The following is a 14,892-nucleotide window of genomic DNA, read 5'->3' on the forward strand; positions in this document are numbered from 1 at the left end:
GAACACTTTCGGAGATAGCGGCCGCCGGCCGGACATGCACCGGGCGGCCGGGAACGGCAAAAAATTACGACGGTACTTTCATTGATTGTTTTTCTTCCAACAGCTTGTCGACAACCGCCGGATCTGCCAGCGTCGAGGTATCACCCAGATTGCTGGTATCGCCGGCGGCAATTTTGCGCAGAATACGCCGCATGATTTTGCCGGAGCGGGTTTTCGGCAGAGAGTCGGTCCAGTGCAGGATATCCGGTGTGGCGATTGGCCCTATCTCTTTACGCACCCAGTTGCGTACTTCGGTATAGAGCTCCGGCGTCGGTTCTTCACCGTGATTCAGTGTGATATAAGCATAAATCGCCTGGCCTTTAATATTATGTGGAATACCGACCACTGCGGCTTCAGCGATTTTCGGGTGGGCAACCAGCGCCGACTCGATTTCTGCCGTTCCCAGACGGTGGCCGGAAACGTTCAGCACATCATCGACGCGGCCGGTAATCCAGTAATAGCCGTCTTCATCGCGTCGTGCGCCATCGCCGCTGAAGTACATCCCTTTAAAGGTCGAGAAATAGGTCTGTTCAAAGCGCTCGTGATCGCCAAACAGCGTCCGCGCCTGGCCAGGCCAGGAGTCGACCATCACCAGATTGCCCTCGCAGGCGCCTTCCTGCGGCGTACCGGCATTATCGACCAGCGCCGGCTGTACGCCGAAGAACGGCTTCGTGGCGGAACCGGCTTTCAGCTCGGTAGCGCCGGGCAGCGGGGTGATCATAAAACCGCCGGTTTCGGTCTGCCACCAGGTGTCCATGATCGGACACTGGCCGTTGCCAATTTTTTCGTAGTACCACTCCCAGGCTTCCGGGTTAATCGGTTCGCCCACCGAGCCCATAATGCGCAGCGAGTCGCGTTTGGTACCTTCAATCGCTTTGTCGCCCTCCGCCATCAGCGCACGGATCGCCGTTGGTGCGGTATACAGAATATTAACCTGATGTTTGTCGATGACCTGCGACAGACGATTAACTCCGGGATAATTCGGCACGCCTTCAAACATCAGGGTAATGGCGCCGCAGGCCAGCGGGCCATACAGTAAATAGCTGTGGCCGGTAACCCAACCGACGTCGGCGGTGCACCAGTAAATGTCGCCATCATGGTAGTCGAAGACGTATTTGAAGGTCATCGCCGCATAGACCAGATAGCCGCCGGTAGTATGCAGTACGCCCTTCGGTTTACCGGTCGAACCGGAGGTATAGAGGATAAACAGCGGATCTTCGGCATTCATCTCTTCCGGCGGACACTCTGCAGAGACCCCGACGGTCAGCTCGTGCCACCAGAGGTCGCGGCCTTCCTGCCAGTAGCCGGGTTTACCGGTACGTTGGAAAACCACCACATTGTCGACGCTGGTCACCCCTGGATTTTTCAGTGCGTCATCCACATTCTTTTTCAAGGGAACGGAACGGCCGGCGCGCAGGCCTTCATCGGCGGTGATCACCAGGCGGGCGTTGGAGTCGATAATGCGTCCGGCCACCGCTTCCGGTGAGAAGCCGCCAAAGATCACGGAGTGCACCGCCCCGATACGAGCGCAGGCCAGCATCGCTACCGCCGCCTCTGGCACCATAGGCATATAAATCGCCACGACGTCGCCTTTCTTCACCCCCAGACTTTTGAGCACGTTGGCAAATTGGCAGACATCGTGATGCAGTTGCTTATAGGTCACATGCTTGGATTGGTTCGGGTCGTCACCTTCCCAGATAATGGCGGTTTGGTCGCCGCGGGTGGCCAGATGGCGATCCAGGCAGTTGGCTGCCAGGTTGAGAGTGCCGTCTTCAAACCAGCGGATGCTGATATTCCCCGGCGCGAAAGAGGTGTTTTTTACCTGAGTATAAGGCTTGATCCAGTCAACAATCTTGCCGTGTTCTCCCCAGAAGGCCGCCGGGTCTTGCACCGATTGCAGATAGTATTGCTGGTATTGTGCCGGGCTAATCAGGGCATGTTCCGCAATTGCGGCAGGAATCGCATGTTTGTGCAGTTGGCTCATAGCTTTTACTCCTTGTTATAGGTTGTTAATGATATGTCAACTGGTGGTTAAGTATAGTTTGCTATGATTCTTTGTTCCTTTTTTGCGCGATAGATCACGCAACGAAGATATTGATTTGTAATAGTTACTGGCGAATTGACGGGGAGATCTGCGAGGTTAATGTGTCTTTACGGGGGAGTTCACAGTTTTTGACAACAAACCCGTATTTAAAGAACAAAAAAACATAAAGCAAGGGATGTTAAAAACGTCATGAGATATTGCATTTAGCATGGCTAAAACTGTTTCGTAATAATGTGGTTATTAATATTCCTATTCGGTATTAATTAGGCATGATATCTATGAATTGTTTTTTCTTAAAAGTTAAACGTAACGCAATAAAAAAACACCGTGAAGTACGCAATAAATACATCCAGTATTTGTAAGGATTCCCTTCTTTTGACAATCATTCATCCGCCATGTAGGCAAATGTAATTTATTGTTTTAGTATTAAAATTTGTAAGTTTGTGTAAGTTTCAGGAAGTTCCAACCATACGCTTAAATATGCATATTACGTGATGGGTCACGCATTTCCTTATTGCCGATAAATTGAACGATCTGTTTGTTTTATAGCTTAACGCACAGTGAATTATGTATTTAATAACAACGAATTATGTTAATGGAAATTATTGAGAAGTTAGCATTTCCTGCAGCGGCGCGCTTTTTGCAGGTGAAACAAGGCTTGCAGAGCATAGGCTTCAGATGGTACAGATTTAACCCGCAACACTGACAGGGCAAGTGAACGTTACATTAAATTAACATAAACCTGTATTGAATTGATTAAGTATTTCATCTGGAGTTGTTGGTAAAAAATACTTCAGAGGAATGCTTTGAGGACTTTTTTGGGTATGAGAAGTGTGAAAATTAGCCTTGCTTGGCAAATCTTGATTGCGTTGGTGCTAGGGATTGTTGTTGGAGCGATCCTGCACAATCAGGCGGACTCTCGCGAATGGCTTGTTAATAATATTCTTAGCCCCGCTGGGAATATTTTTATCAGCCTGATTAAAATGATTGTCGTACCAATCGTTATTTCTACCTTAGTCGTCGGTATTGCCGGCGTCGGCGATGCGAAGAAATTGGGCCGCATTGGTTTGAAAACCATTCTCTATTTTGAGGTAATAACCACCATCGCGATTGTGGTGGGGTTGACCTTGGCGAATGTTTTCCAACCCGGCCACGGCATCGATATGTCAACGCTGACTACCGTGGATATCTCCCAGTATGAGAAAACCACCGAACAGGTACAGAGCGGCTCTCACAGCCTGGTAAGCACTATTTTATCGCTGATCCCGTCCAACGTATTCGCATCGATGGCAAAAGGCGACATGCTGCCGATTATCTTCTTCTCGGTACTGTTTGGCTTAGGGCTCTCTTCCCTGCCCAAGGAAACGAAAGAGCCGCTATTGAACGTCTTTAAAGCGGTTTCTGAAACCATGTTCAAAGTAACGCATATGATTATGCGTTATGCGCCGGTCGGGGTCTTTGGCCTGATTGCGGTAACCGTCGCAAACTTTGGTTTTGCCTCGTTATTGCCGCTCGCCAAGCTGGTGCTGTTGGTGTATGTGGCCATCGCCTTCTTCGCCCTGGTGGTGCTCGGAACGGTGGCGCGAATGTGCAAACTGCGCATCTGGACGCTGATCCGAATCCTGAAAGACGAGCTTATTCTGGCCTATTCCACTGCCAGTTCGGAAACGGTGCTGCCGCGCATTATTGAAAAAATGGAAGCCTACGGTGCGCCGAAATCGATCACCAGCTTTGTGGTGCCGACCGGGTACTCGTTTAACCTGGATGGTTCCACGTTGTACCAGAGCATTGCCGCCATCTTTATTGCCCAGCTCTACGGTATTGAACTGTCAATCGGTCAGGAAATCGTGTTGGTGTTGACGCTGATGGTGACGTCAAAAGGTATTGCCGGCGTACCGGGCGTTTCCTTCGTTGTGCTGCTGGCAACGCTGGGTAGCGTGGGGATTCCGCTGGAAGGGCTGGCCTTTATCGCTGGCGTCGACCGCATCCTGGATATGGCGCGTACGGCGTTGAACGTTGTCGGCAACGCGTTGGCTGTGCTGGTCGTCTCCAAGTGGGAGCGCCAGTTCGACAGCAGTAAAGCGCTGGCCTATGAGAAGGAATTCCTTGCGGGCAAAGTAAAAACAGCAAGACAATCTTAATATTGCCTCTCGCTAATTATTAAAAAAGCCCGCCATTGGCGGGCTTTTTTTGTGATGTGATGCCAGCGATTGCCCTTTGAGTGTAAAGTTTCTTCAGTAAGCACTTACTTTAGTTTTTTAATACTACGGTATCATTTTTTTATTGTTAAAAATCATTGTGATTAGTAACGATTGTTAAAAGTTCCCACCTTTTTTTACTTGCCTTAATCCTCGCTGCCTCTATTTTTAATAAAGGGTTTTCCTTCTTTAGGAACGATCCTGCATGACATGAAAATGTCATGTATTAGCTTCAAGCCTTTATCGACATCATAAGTTTTTTTTATGTTATTGGCCCTGGGCGGGTAGGTGAAAGCCTGTTTGTCCCCAACAGAGAGAAGCATGCTGTGACAATACTCAAACCCCTAATAGCCAGGAATCGCAGCTGGGCGTTGCAACAGCGCCAGCGCAATCCTCATTATTTCCGTAAGCATATCGCCGGTCAGCAGCCACATGCACTGTGGATAGGTTGTTCCGATAGCCGGGTTCCGGCGGAGGTGCTGACCGGCGCACACCCGGGTGAGCTGTTTGTACACCGTAATATCGCCAATATGGTTTTACAGGATGACGATAGCCTGATGAGCGTATTGCAGTACGCGTTGGACTATCTGCATGTCTCCGCAATCGTGCTGTGCGGCCACTATGGTTGTGGCGGCGTGCAGGCCGCAGTTAATCTGCCCGATCTGCCGTTGTCGCAGGAGAACAGCGCGTTAGCAAGGCGTCTGAAAAATTTGCGTCAGTCGCTGGCGAGCGAACTGCCGCAGTATCAGCAGAGTGAAGAGGATGAGATGCAGCGCTTGAATCGCGTGATCGACGCGCACGTGGTGACCCAGTTTGCTCATCTTGTCGACTGCCAGCCGGTGCAACAGGTCTGGCAACAGGGCCGCACTCTGGATGTATTCGGCTGCGTTTACGATTTGCATGACGGGCATCTGAAGGAGCTGATTCATCAGGACAGTGCGGAGGTGCATAATGAGCTTAAGCACTCTGCGTAATGATATTCCCGCAGGGATCGTCGTGTTTTTGGTGGCTTTACCGCTCAGTCTGGGCATTGCTCAGGCGAGTGGCGTGCCGCCGTTTGTCGGACTGCTGACCGGTGTGATTGGCGGTCTGGTGGTCACATTACTTAGCCCGTCGCGTTATGCGGTTAGCGGGCCGGCCGCCGGATTGGTAACCATCGTCGTTGGGGCGATGGAAACGCTCGGATCATTTTCTTTGCTGCTGGTCGCGCTGATTATGGCGGGGGTACTGCAGCTTATTTTCGGTTTGTTGCGTGCTGGACGCTTTATTTCATTGGTGCCCGGGACGGTTATCCAGGGCATGCTGGCGGCGATTGGCCTGTTGCTGATTATGCAACAGATACCGGTCGCGCTGGGTTATCAGGGCGAAGAGGGCCTGTCAGGGCTGTTTAGCGCCGCAGGTCAGATGTTGTCGCCGGCTTCGGTCGTGGTCGCGTTGGGTGCACTGCTTATTCTTTGGGCCTGGACGACGGCGCCGGTGAAGCGCATAAAAGTGATGACGTATATCCCCGGGCCGTTGGTGGCGGTACTGTGGGGCGGTTTGGCCGTGGTATTCGGCGAACGCCTGATGCCGGAGTTTATGGGCAATATCTCACGCATTGCCTTACCCCAATTCGACAGCGTTGACGAATTGGGCGCGCAGTTCAGCCGGCCGGACTGGCAGGGGGCATGGAGTAACCCTGCCGTTTATGTGATCGCGGTGACGTTAGCGTTGGTGGCCAGCCTGGAAACCTTGCTCAGTCAGGAAGCGTTGAAAAAGCTTAAATCGCAGACACCAGCGCCATCGCCGGATAAAGAAATGCGCGCGCAGGGTGTCGGTAACATGCTGAGCGGATTTTTGGGCGGTTTGCCCATCACCGCCGTTATCGTGCGGAGTTCGGTTAACGTAAATGCAGGAGCACGCAGTAAAGTTTCTATTTTACTGCACGGGGTTCTGTTGCTGTTGTGCGGTGTGTTCTTCAGCGATTTGTTGAACGTCATTCCGTTAGCAAGCCTGGCGGCGGTACTGCTGTATACCGGCTATAAACTGGCTTCTCCGGCGTTGTTTGCCGTACAGTGGCGTATGGGACTGGCGCACTTCGTACCGTTTATCGTCACCGTTGGCGGGATTATTATCTTCGGCATGCTGGCGGGGATCGCAATTGGTCTGATGGCGCAGGTTCTGTGCAGCACCTACAAAAGCCATCACAATGCGCTGCAGCTGGCGCAGTATGACGATCACTATGTGGTGCGTTTTCATCAGAATCTGACCTTCCTGCATAATCCGCGGCTGCAGAGCGTATTGGCGCAGATTCCTGATAACTGCGTGGTGATTGCGGAATGCGACAATGCAGAATATATCGATCCTGACGTACGTGCCATGCTGGCGGACTTCGGTGCGAGTGCGGCAACGCGCGGCATCACGCTGAACCGCTGGCCGGTGTAGGTGAGATAATGGCGTGAGGAGCATATTCATCACACTTTGCTGATTACGCCGTAAACAGAAAACCCCAGGCTGCGTTTTGCGCAGCCTGGGGTTTGCTTATCGTTCAGCTTATTTGGCTGGACGACGGCCAAAGATGCCGCCGAAGATGCCGCCCAGTACGGACAGACCAGCTTCGATAACTTCACCGATGCCGTTGCCCAGGTTGGCAGCTGCGTCTTTAGCGCCTTTGATGCCAAAGTTTTCGATCAGTGCACCGATGCCGTTGCCCAATGCTTTTGCTGCATCAGCAATTGGACCTGCGCCAGAAACGTCCTGTAATTCGACTTTATTTAATTCTCTCATAATCATCATCCTTTTATATGACAGGTTTGTTTTTTCAACGTGAAGAAATAAATGGCGCCCAAGTTAAATTGGCCGGACAAGATATTTCGATGACTACTTTTATCCAAGCTGGAATTAAAATCAACATAAAACACCCTGCACATGGTATTTTATGATGATTCCTGATGTATGGTCGGAAATATCCTTATTCCTTGTGGTTGATGGAGACGGTGATATTTATTTATTTCTGGACTTTAAAACGCCCTCCCGGTTATATTTTATATAATTATCACGTTAGATGATGGTTTGGTGTTGACGATTCGATTTTTATAATTCGTGGTTATGTTTATATCGAAAATATATTTTCCTGTGAATTAATTTTAATTAGCAGGATGATTTTGTTGGTTTTTTTAGTGGAACTGCAAATCAGCTTGGATAATCGAAGGTGCTTGTATGGATACAATTGGCAGGGTTATTGAGGAGTTTTTCCCGGGGCAGGATATGTCTCCTCGCCGGCGTAGGTTAATTAAATGGGTGTTCGGCGAAGAAAAGATTGCGCCAGTATTACAAAAAGCCAAAGGAAAGCAAGGGCTTGATTGGGTTGATTCGGTAGTCGATACCCTGCAGTTGCGCTTTGAGGCACACGGTGGCGATTACGATAATATCCCCAGCCAGGGGCCGCTGATTGTGATTGCCAATCATCCTACGGTTATCGATGGGTTGGCGTTAATGAGCACGATTTCACGTGTGCGTAAAGATGTGAAGATAATTGCTAACCATGTATTAACCTTTTTGTTTCCGCAAATAAAAGATATCTCGATCGGCATCAGAAATATGCACGGTAAGATGAGCCATCGGCAATTTAAAGAGATGAGCGACCACCTGGAAAAAGGGGGCGTTCTGCTGATCTGCCCGGCAGGGCGATTAGCCGGCCTGTCGCTGGGCGGGCTGCGGGAGTCGCCATGGCATCCGGGGTTCATTCACCTGGCGCGTCGTACCCGGGCGACGCTGTTGCCTGTGCATATTCGCGGCATCAACAGCGTTTGGTATTACATGGCAGCGCTTGCCTGGCGTCCCTTGTCTAATCTAATGATTTTCCGTGAAATAGCCCGACATCAGGGCAGTACGCTACGTATGAGGATTTGTCAGCCAATCGGCGTTTCAGCCCTAAAGACGGATGAAGCGCTGGAGACGTTGGCTGCCGATTGCCGGGCTCATCTTTTGAGCGTCGGTAAGGGGAAACCGGGAGTGGTGCCTACATTGCCGGCGCTTGCCGCTCCGGAATCGAGAAGCCTGCTGGCTAATGCACTGAGTCGGTGTGAAGTGTTGAAAACGCTTGGTGATGGTAAACGGATATATCTGTATCGTTATCAGGACGAGGCATATTCGCCAATTTTACAGGAGCTGGGCCGGCTGCGTGAAGCCTCATTCCGCGCCTTGGCGATGGGATCCGGGGAAAAGCGCGATAATGACGTTTACGATCCGGACTATTACCATGTGATACTCTGGGATCCGCAGGCATTGGAAATTGTTGGCGCCTACCGTATTGTGCCGGCAGGCGAGCAGATCGCCAAGCGTGGCGTAGAAGGTCTGTATAGCTATTCCCTCTTCCAGTATACCCGCCTCTTAACGGCTGACGTCGCCGAAAGTTTTGAAGTCGGGCGTGGGTTTATTCAGCATCAATATCAAAAAACCAATGCGCTGGATGCATTATGGAAAGGTATTTTCTGTTTTTCTCAGCGTTATCCTGATTATAAAAATCTGCTGGGGGTATTAACGATTCCCAAAAACTATTCTGTTTCAGCGCAGCGATTGATTATTGATTTCTACCAATGCTATTTCTCCGCGCCGCATCAGGCCGGCTTAATGGCGGGAGAGGCGAACTGGCCGAACAGCACATCCGGTACGCTGTTTTCCGGCGATGACTTTCGCGCCGACTGGAAGCGGCTGAATACGCTACTGGATGAAGCCGGCTATCAACTGCCATGGCCATTTAAGCAGATGGCGCGCTGGTTTTACCTTGGCGGTTCAATGCTGCTTGGGTTTAAGGACGACCAGAGTTTTAATTCTATTGCCGGCTTGAGTATTTGCAAACTGGCGGCGCTGAAGAAAAGTTATCAATCCCACTATATTAAAACGGCGTAATTATTTATCGAGAGAAATACGTCGCTGCCTCTTGGTATATAGGAATATCTTCAATGAACCTTACTGGTAAGGCTGTGCTGATTATTATTTTTTCTTTGCTGTGCTCGGGCTGTAGGGATACATCGTCCGATGCATTTTCCGGCTATGCCAACGGTGAATTTATCTATCTCTCTTATCACGCCAGTGAAAAGATTGAGAAGGTTCTGGTTAATAAAGGCGCTTGGGTCGAAAAGGGACAACCCTTGGCTACCATGGAGTCTTTTAACGCCGATAATGCGCTGCGTATTGCAGAGAAGAATTATATGGCTGAACGCGCCCTGCTGCAGGATTTGCGTTCTGGCGATCGTGATAAGGAGCTGGACGTGGTGCGTGCACAGTTAACGCGGGCGCGTGCCGCAGCCAAACTGGCAAAACGTCAACTGGAAAGAAATCAGCCTCTTTATACCAAGCATGTTATTTCCGCCACGGAGTGGGAGGGGATGGAAGCGGATTATGCACAGAAGATTGCGCAGGTTAATGAGCTGTCGCATCAACTGAGTGCCAAGGCGCTACCGGCGCGGCAAGAGCGGATTAACAACCAGTCGGCGCGGGTGGCATCCGCCAGGCTGCAGCTGGACAAAGCGCGTTGGGATTTGCAGCAAAGCCAGATTGTCGCACCGGAGTCGGCATTGGTTTATGACGTTATTTATCGCCCCGGCGAGCGTCCCGCTGCCGGTAAACCCATTATCAGTCTGCTGCCGCCGGAAAATATCAAGGTCCGTTTCTTTGTACCGGAAAAGGATCTGGGAGCGCTACATGTGGGTTCACGCATCGATATTCTTTGTGACGGCTGCGCAGAGCCGATCGCGGGGACGGTTCACTATCTCAGTCCGCAGGCGGAATACTCTCCACCGGTGATTTACAGCACCAAACGCCGTGAAAAACTGGTGTTCATGGCTGAGGCGCGACCGGAGCTTGTGCAGGCGCAGCGGATGAAGATTGGCCAGCCGGTGCAGGTGAGGCTCGTTCACGATGAATGACTGGTGCATTGATGTTCACAAGTTGAATAAACACTTTGGCGCCAATCATGCGGTGAGGGATTTTTCTTTACGCATTGGCAAAGGCGAGATTTACGGCTTTCTGGGGCCGAACGGCAGCGGTAAAACCACCTCGATACGCATGATGTGCGGTTTGATCACGCCGGATTCCGGCAGTGGCTCTTGCCTGGGGATGGACATATTTACCCAGCGTGAAGCGATTAAGCGGCGCATTGGCTATATGACCCAGCATTTTTCAATGTGGGGTAATTTGACCATTCGGGAAAATTTATTATTTATTGCACGCCTGCACAATCTTGACCGGCGTAAGCAGCGTATTGAGCGCGTACTGGAGGAGATGGGGCTGGCGTCCCGCCAGCATCAGCTGGCGAAGGTGCTGTCCGGCGGCTGGAAGCAAAGGATGGCGCTGGCCGCCTGTATGCTGCACGAACCTGAGCTGCTGTTTCTGGATGAACCGACGGCTGGGGTTGATCCCAAGGCGCGGCGCGAGTTCTGGCAAACGCTGCATCACCTCTCTGACGCCGGCATCTCCATTCTGGTCAGCACGCACTATATGGATGAAGCGGAGCGCTGCCATAAAGTGGCGTACCTTTCCTACGGCACCCTGCTGGCCAGCGGCGCCATCGCAGATATTATCCAGGCGCAAAATCTCACCACGATCCAGGTGCGCGGCAAGAGATTGACGGAGTTAGAAAACCGGCTGCAAGCCCTGCCAGAGATCGAGCAGACGGTCATCTTCGGCAATGCGCTGTATGTTACCGCCTGCAACGGCGAACGGCTGCACGGTTTACTGACGGCACGGTTGCCGGTGGGGTATGAACTGTGCCAGGTGCCGACTCAGCTTGAGGATGCGTTTACCTACCTGATGAAGAGTAGCGATGAAAAAACCAATGATTAACTTTTCGCTCACGCGCTGGCTGGGGGTGGTGATCAAGGAGATCCATGAACTGCGCCGGGATCGGGTGAGTTTCAGCATGGTGTTCCTGACGCCGCTGTTCCAACTGATCATTCTGGGCTATGCAGTGAATATGGATCCGCGCCATGTGCCGGCGGCGTTGTTGAACTATGACTCGGGGCATCTGAGCCAGGTGTTTATCAGTGCAGCACAGAATACTCAATATTTCTCCCTGCAGCCGGCAGCCTCGGAGCAGGAGGCGGAAAAGGCTTTTGTGCGGGGTGATGTGATCTTTATCGTGACCATCCCGGCGGACTTCAGCCAGAAGATTTTGCGTGGTGAAAAGCCGCAGTTGCTGATCCAAAGCGATGCTATTGATCCGATCGCCGGCGGCAACGCGCTGAGTGCCATCGCGCAGGCGTCAAAAAATATGTTTCAGTACGATCTGCCGGAGTCACTGCGGGGCAGGGAAGGGACGGAGAACTTCGAGCTGGTGGTGCACCGGATGTTCAACCCGGAGGGGATCACACAGTACAATACTATTCCCGGGATTATCGGCTCGATCCTGAGTACCACCATGATCCTGATGACCGCGCTGGCGATCACCCGTGAGCGTGAGAGCGGTGCGATCGAAAACCTGCTGGTATCGCCGGTGACCGGGCTGGAGGTGATCGTCGGTAAGATCACGCCTTATGTGCTGATCGGCATGTTCCAGTCGGTAATGATCCTGCTGTGCGCGGTATATCTGTTTAATATTCCGCTGCTGGGGAACGTGTTTTTACTCCTGACGGTGCTGACGGTCTATATTTTTCTGTGCCTGTCGGTCGGCATCACCATTTCCAGCATTGCGCAAAGCCAGCTGCAGGCGTTGCAGATGTCGTCGTTCTACTTTATTCCCTCGGTGCTGCTGTCCGGCTTTATCAGCCCGTTTATCAGCATGCCGGCCTGGGCGCAGGCGATCGGTTCATGCCTGCCGCTGACCTACTTTATTCGCTTAATCAAAGGGGTGATGCTGAAGGGCTACACGCTGGCGGAGCTGCTGCCGGATTTTCTGCCGCTGCTGGGGCTGGCGGCGGCGGTGATTTTTATCGGCCTGCGTACCTACCGCAAAACGCTGGACTGATGAGAACGGATAGCCCATTCCAGAAAGCGAAAAACCCGCCATAGGCGGGTTTTTCTGAATATGGTGCCCGGACTCGGAATCGAACCAAGGACACGGGGATTTTCAATCCCCGTGCATGTAGCGAGAATGTTAAAAGCAATTTAGATTAGTTAGTTACGCAAGAATTGAAAAATTCGAGCGTATTCATGCATACATTGACCAAAGCCCTCGCTACGGGCAAAAAACAGACGAGCCCATTTGTCGTTCCTGTCATCTCCACAAAAGGTGGTGAAGGGAAATCCACTCAAAGCGCCAATCTGGCCGGATTTTTGGCCGACGCCGGCAAAAAAGTCCTCCTCATCGACGGTGACCATTCCCAGCCCACCGCCAGCAGCATATTCTCCCTGGAATACGAAGCGCCTAACGGTCTGTATGAGCTCCTGATGAAGACCGTCGATTTGGCGCAGGCTGACCAAATCATCTCCCGTTCCGTTATCAACAATCTGGACATCATCGTTTCCAACGACCCGCATGACCGCCTCTCTTCAGCCATGCTGCATGCCCCGGACGGCCGCATGCGTCTGCGCAATGTTCTGCAGCATCCTTTATTCCAAAATTACGACGTCATCATCATCGACTCCAAAGGCGCAGCGTCCATCATGCTGGAGCTTATCCTGCTGGCCAGCTCCGCATTTGCAGTCGGTGTCATTAAGCCAATCCTGCCGGATACCCGCGAGTTTTTACGCGGCACGCTGGGCCTGATGGAAGGGCTGTTACCTCTGGCCGTTTACGGCATCGCCATGCCGCAGGTGCGAATACTGACCAACTGCATGGAATACACCAAGCTTGATTGGAAAACGCTGGAAAGTCTTCAGGGCATCATTGAGAACGGCAAGTATCTGCGCGCCGACGTTTTTGAGGTATCACTCCTCAATACCATCATTCCGAAGTTGGAAATCTACAAGCTCGGTCACGCCTCGGGCCAGCCAGTCCACCGCCTGGAGACCACCACTACGCGAACTTCTACGCCCGCTGCCGCTGACACGATGTATGACCTGGTATGTGAGCTGTTCCCGGACTGGACTCCTGATTTCGATGCTCTGCGTCAGGAGGCAAATCAATGAATATTGAGAAACTTATTGCCTTACTGAATGAACAGCAACAGCTGAAAGAAGCGACCTGCGTCGGCTGCGGCTGTACCGACCACAATGCCTGTGTTGATGAAAATCGCACGCCCTGCAGCTGGCTCAAGGTCAACCGCGAGACTGGGTTAGGTGTTTGTTCTTCGTGCCCGACATTCCTTAATCACCCCCTGACTGCCGACGGCGATAAACCGGAGGTGCGCCATGGCTGAGATGCAAATCCCTCATTCTGTCGATGCCGAGCAGGCCGTACTGGGCGGGTTGATGTTGGAGAACGCGCGCTGGGACGACGTAGTGTCTGTCCTGCGTGACGCTGACTTTTATATTCCGTCACATCGTCGTGTTTTCCAGGCGATGGGGCAACTGATGGCGGTTAACCAGCCTATCGATCTGATTACGCTGTCTGAGTCACTTGAAAAGAACAATGTGCTTAAACAGGTTGGTGGTTTTGCGTATCTCGCTGAAATGTCGAAGAACACGCCAAGTGCCGCCAATATCGACGCGTATGCCAACATTGTTGCAGAACGTAGCAGACTGCGTCGCCTGCTGAATATGGGACGAGAGTTGAGTGCCGAGGCAGCAACTCCGCAGGCAAAATCAGAGTTGCTAACTGAGCGGGTCGAAAAGCAGCTCCTGGAGCTGTCAGAGCAGGTGTATACCCAGCAAAATGTCTGTCTGTTGGATGGCTTGGATGCTGTCGCCAGCCGGCTGGAAAGTGTCACCGGAGGAACCGGCGTGACCGGAACCCCAACAGGCCTGTCATTGGTCGATGAGATCACTTGTGGTCTGCAGAATGGGGAACTGATTCTGCTGGCCGCGCGGCCAAGTATGGGTAAGACCGCATTTTCACTGGCGTGTTGCGTCGGTGCGCTGGAAGGCACCGATCGGCCGGTATTTTGCTTCAGCCTGGAAATGCCGCGGGAGCAATTGCTGCAGCGCTTCCTGGCGATGCTGGGCAGGGTGAATTTGACCCTGTTCCGCAATGGCCAGCTTGAGGATGAACACTGGGCCCGAATTAGCGACGCCATGGGGATTATGACGCCCTGGAATGACCGTCTGATTATTGATGACACGTCAGCGCTGACGCCTGCGCAATTGCGCTCACTCGTGCGCCGTTATACCCGCCTGTATGGCGGTCCGGTACTCATTATGGTCGATTATGTGCAGCTGATGCGTGCGCCTGGTTTTGAAAACCGCACACAGGAAATCGCGGAAATCTCCCGCAGCCTGAAGGCGTTGGCCAAAGACACGCAGTGCCCGGTGTTAGCGTTGTCGCAGCTGAATCGGTCGCTCGAACAACGGGCTGACAAACGTCCGATGAACAGTGACCTGCGTGACTCCGGTGCACTGGAGCAGGATGCTGATGTGATCGCCTTTATTTACCGAGATGAGGTGTATTACCCGGATTCTGAGGATGCGGGCACCGCCGAGATTATATTCGGCAAGCAGCGCCAGGGACCAACCGGCATGGTGCGCGTTCAGTTCGAACAGGAATACACGGCATTCCGTGATTTGGCCATGCCTGAATTTCAGGGAGGAGCTTAA

At 52.1% G+C, this 14,892-nt stretch carries 12 protein-coding genes; 10 read left to right on the forward strand and 2 right to left on the reverse strand.

From position 1 onward, the window contains the following. Positions 1–64: 64 nt before the first annotated feature. Positions 65–2,023 carry an acetate--CoA ligase gene (acs, locus tag TAN611_RS01370; RefSeq protein ID WP_203067123.1) on the reverse strand — a complete coding sequence of 653 codons (1,959 nt, stop codon included), beginning with the start codon at positions 2,021–2,023 and terminating at the stop codon, positions 65–67. Positions 2,024–2,907: 884 nt separating this feature from the next. On the opposite strand from acs, the gene gltP reads away from it, so the two are divergent. From gltP to TAN611_RS01385, 3 genes are all read left to right on the forward strand, one after another. Next, entirely contained in the window at positions 2,908–4,224 is a 1,317-nt protein-coding gene (gltP, locus tag TAN611_RS01375; RefSeq protein ID WP_203067124.1) for a glutamate/aspartate:proton symporter GltP, read from the forward strand. A gap of 383 nt (positions 4,225–4,607) precedes the next feature. After that, positions 4,608–5,255 (forward strand): carbonic anhydrase, encoded by a 648-nt coding sequence (locus TAN611_RS01380; RefSeq protein ID WP_203067125.1) that lies wholly within the window; start codon positions 4,608–4,610, stop codon positions 5,253–5,255. Beyond that, a complete protein-coding gene (locus tag TAN611_RS01385) occupies positions 5,233–6,705 on the forward strand; it encodes a SulP family inorganic anion transporter (RefSeq protein ID WP_203067126.1) in 1,473 nt (490 codons plus the stop codon). The genes TAN611_RS01380 and TAN611_RS01385 overlap by 23 nt, the downstream gene beginning before the upstream one ends. Before the next feature lie 108 nt (positions 6,706–6,813). On the opposite strand, the gene TAN611_RS01390 is transcribed toward TAN611_RS01385, so the two are convergent. Continuing rightward, positions 6,814–7,047 carry a hypothetical protein gene (locus TAN611_RS01390; protein ID WP_105229449.1) on the reverse strand — a complete coding sequence of 78 codons (234 nt, stop codon included), beginning with the start codon at positions 7,045–7,047 and terminating at the stop codon, positions 6,814–6,816. Positions 7,048–7,479: 432 nt separating this feature from the next. Between TAN611_RS01390 and TAN611_RS01395 the strand changes: the two genes are divergently transcribed. The 7 genes from TAN611_RS01395 (at position 7,480) to dnaB-PI (ending at position 14,892) form a co-directional block, all read left to right on the forward strand. Beyond that, positions 7,480–9,171: a lysophospholipid acyltransferase family protein gene (locus TAN611_RS01395; protein WP_203067127.1), complete on the forward strand. Its 1,692-nt coding sequence runs from the start codon at positions 7,480–7,482 to the stop codon at positions 9,169–9,171. A gap of 74 nt (positions 9,172–9,245) precedes the next feature. Continuing rightward, a complete protein-coding gene (locus TAN611_RS01400) occupies positions 9,246–10,190 on the forward strand; it encodes an HlyD family secretion protein (protein WP_238404493.1) in 945 nt (314 codons plus the stop codon). After that, entirely contained in the window at positions 10,183–11,106 is a 924-nt protein-coding gene (locus tag TAN611_RS01405; protein WP_203067128.1) for an ABC transporter ATP-binding protein, read from the forward strand. The genes TAN611_RS01400 and TAN611_RS01405 overlap by 8 nt, the downstream gene beginning before the upstream one ends. Next, complete coding sequence (locus tag TAN611_RS01410; protein WP_105229453.1) at positions 11,087–12,226, forward strand: ABC transporter permease; 1,140 nt, start codon at positions 11,087–11,089, stop codon at positions 12,224–12,226. The genes TAN611_RS01405 and TAN611_RS01410 overlap by 20 nt, the downstream gene beginning before the upstream one ends. A gap of 185 nt (positions 12,227–12,411) precedes the next feature. Then, positions 12,412–13,329 (forward strand): ParA family protein, encoded by a 918-nt coding sequence (locus TAN611_RS01415; protein ID WP_203067129.1) that lies wholly within the window; start codon positions 12,412–12,414, stop codon positions 13,327–13,329. Then, positions 13,326–13,559 (forward strand): hypothetical protein, encoded by a 234-nt coding sequence (locus tag TAN611_RS01420; RefSeq protein WP_203067130.1) that lies wholly within the window; start codon positions 13,326–13,328, stop codon positions 13,557–13,559. The genes TAN611_RS01415 and TAN611_RS01420 overlap by 4 nt, the downstream gene beginning before the upstream one ends. Continuing rightward, the gene (gene dnaB-PI / locus TAN611_RS01425; protein WP_203067131.1) at positions 13,552–14,892 is read left to right on the forward strand and encodes an SPI-7-type island replicative DNA helicase; all 1,341 of its coding nucleotides are present in this window, start codon (positions 13,552–13,554) and stop codon (positions 14,890–14,892) included. Before TAN611_RS01420 ends, dnaB-PI begins: the two co-directional genes overlap by 8 nt.

Source organism: Serratia sp. Tan611 (genome assembly GCF_905188235.1).
GTDB classification, from domain to species: domain Bacteria; phylum Pseudomonadota; class Gammaproteobacteria; order Enterobacterales; family Enterobacteriaceae; genus Serratia_B; species Serratia_B rhizosphaerae.

What these genes read in the sequence shown, in the direction of transcription:
- TAN611_RS01395 (WP_203067127.1), top strand. Translation starts at nt 7,480, where the DNA reads ATGGATACAATTGGCAGGGTTATTGAGGAGTTTTTCCCGGGGCAGGAT.
- TAN611_RS01410 (WP_105229453.1), top strand. Translation starts at nt 11,087, where the DNA reads ATGAAAAAACCAATGATTAACTTTTCGCTCACGCGCTGGCTGGGGGTG.
- gltP (WP_203067124.1), top strand. Translation starts at nt 2,908, where the DNA reads ATGAGAAGTGTGAAAATTAGCCTTGCTTGGCAAATCTTGATTGCGTTG.
- TAN611_RS01420 (WP_203067130.1), top strand. Translation starts at nt 13,326, where the DNA reads ATGAATATTGAGAAACTTATTGCCTTACTGAATGAACAGCAACAGCTG.
- TAN611_RS01405 (WP_203067128.1), top strand. Translation starts at nt 10,183, where the DNA reads ATGAATGACTGGTGCATTGATGTTCACAAGTTGAATAAACACTTTGGC.
- TAN611_RS01390 (WP_105229449.1), bottom strand. Translation starts at nt 7,047, where the DNA reads ATGAGAGAATTAAATAAAGTCGAATTACAGGACGTTTCTGGCGCAGGT.
- TAN611_RS01385 (WP_203067126.1), top strand. Translation starts at nt 5,233, where the DNA reads ATGAGCTTAAGCACTCTGCGTAATGATATTCCCGCAGGGATCGTCGTG.
- dnaB-PI (WP_203067131.1), top strand. Translation starts at nt 13,552, where the DNA reads ATGGCTGAGATGCAAATCCCTCATTCTGTCGATGCCGAGCAGGCCGTA.
- TAN611_RS01415 (WP_203067129.1), top strand. Translation starts at nt 12,412, where the DNA reads ATGCATACATTGACCAAAGCCCTCGCTACGGGCAAAAAACAGACGAGC.
- acs (WP_203067123.1), bottom strand. Translation starts at nt 2,023, where the DNA reads ATGAGCCAACTGCACAAACATGCGATTCCTGCCGCAATTGCGGAACAT.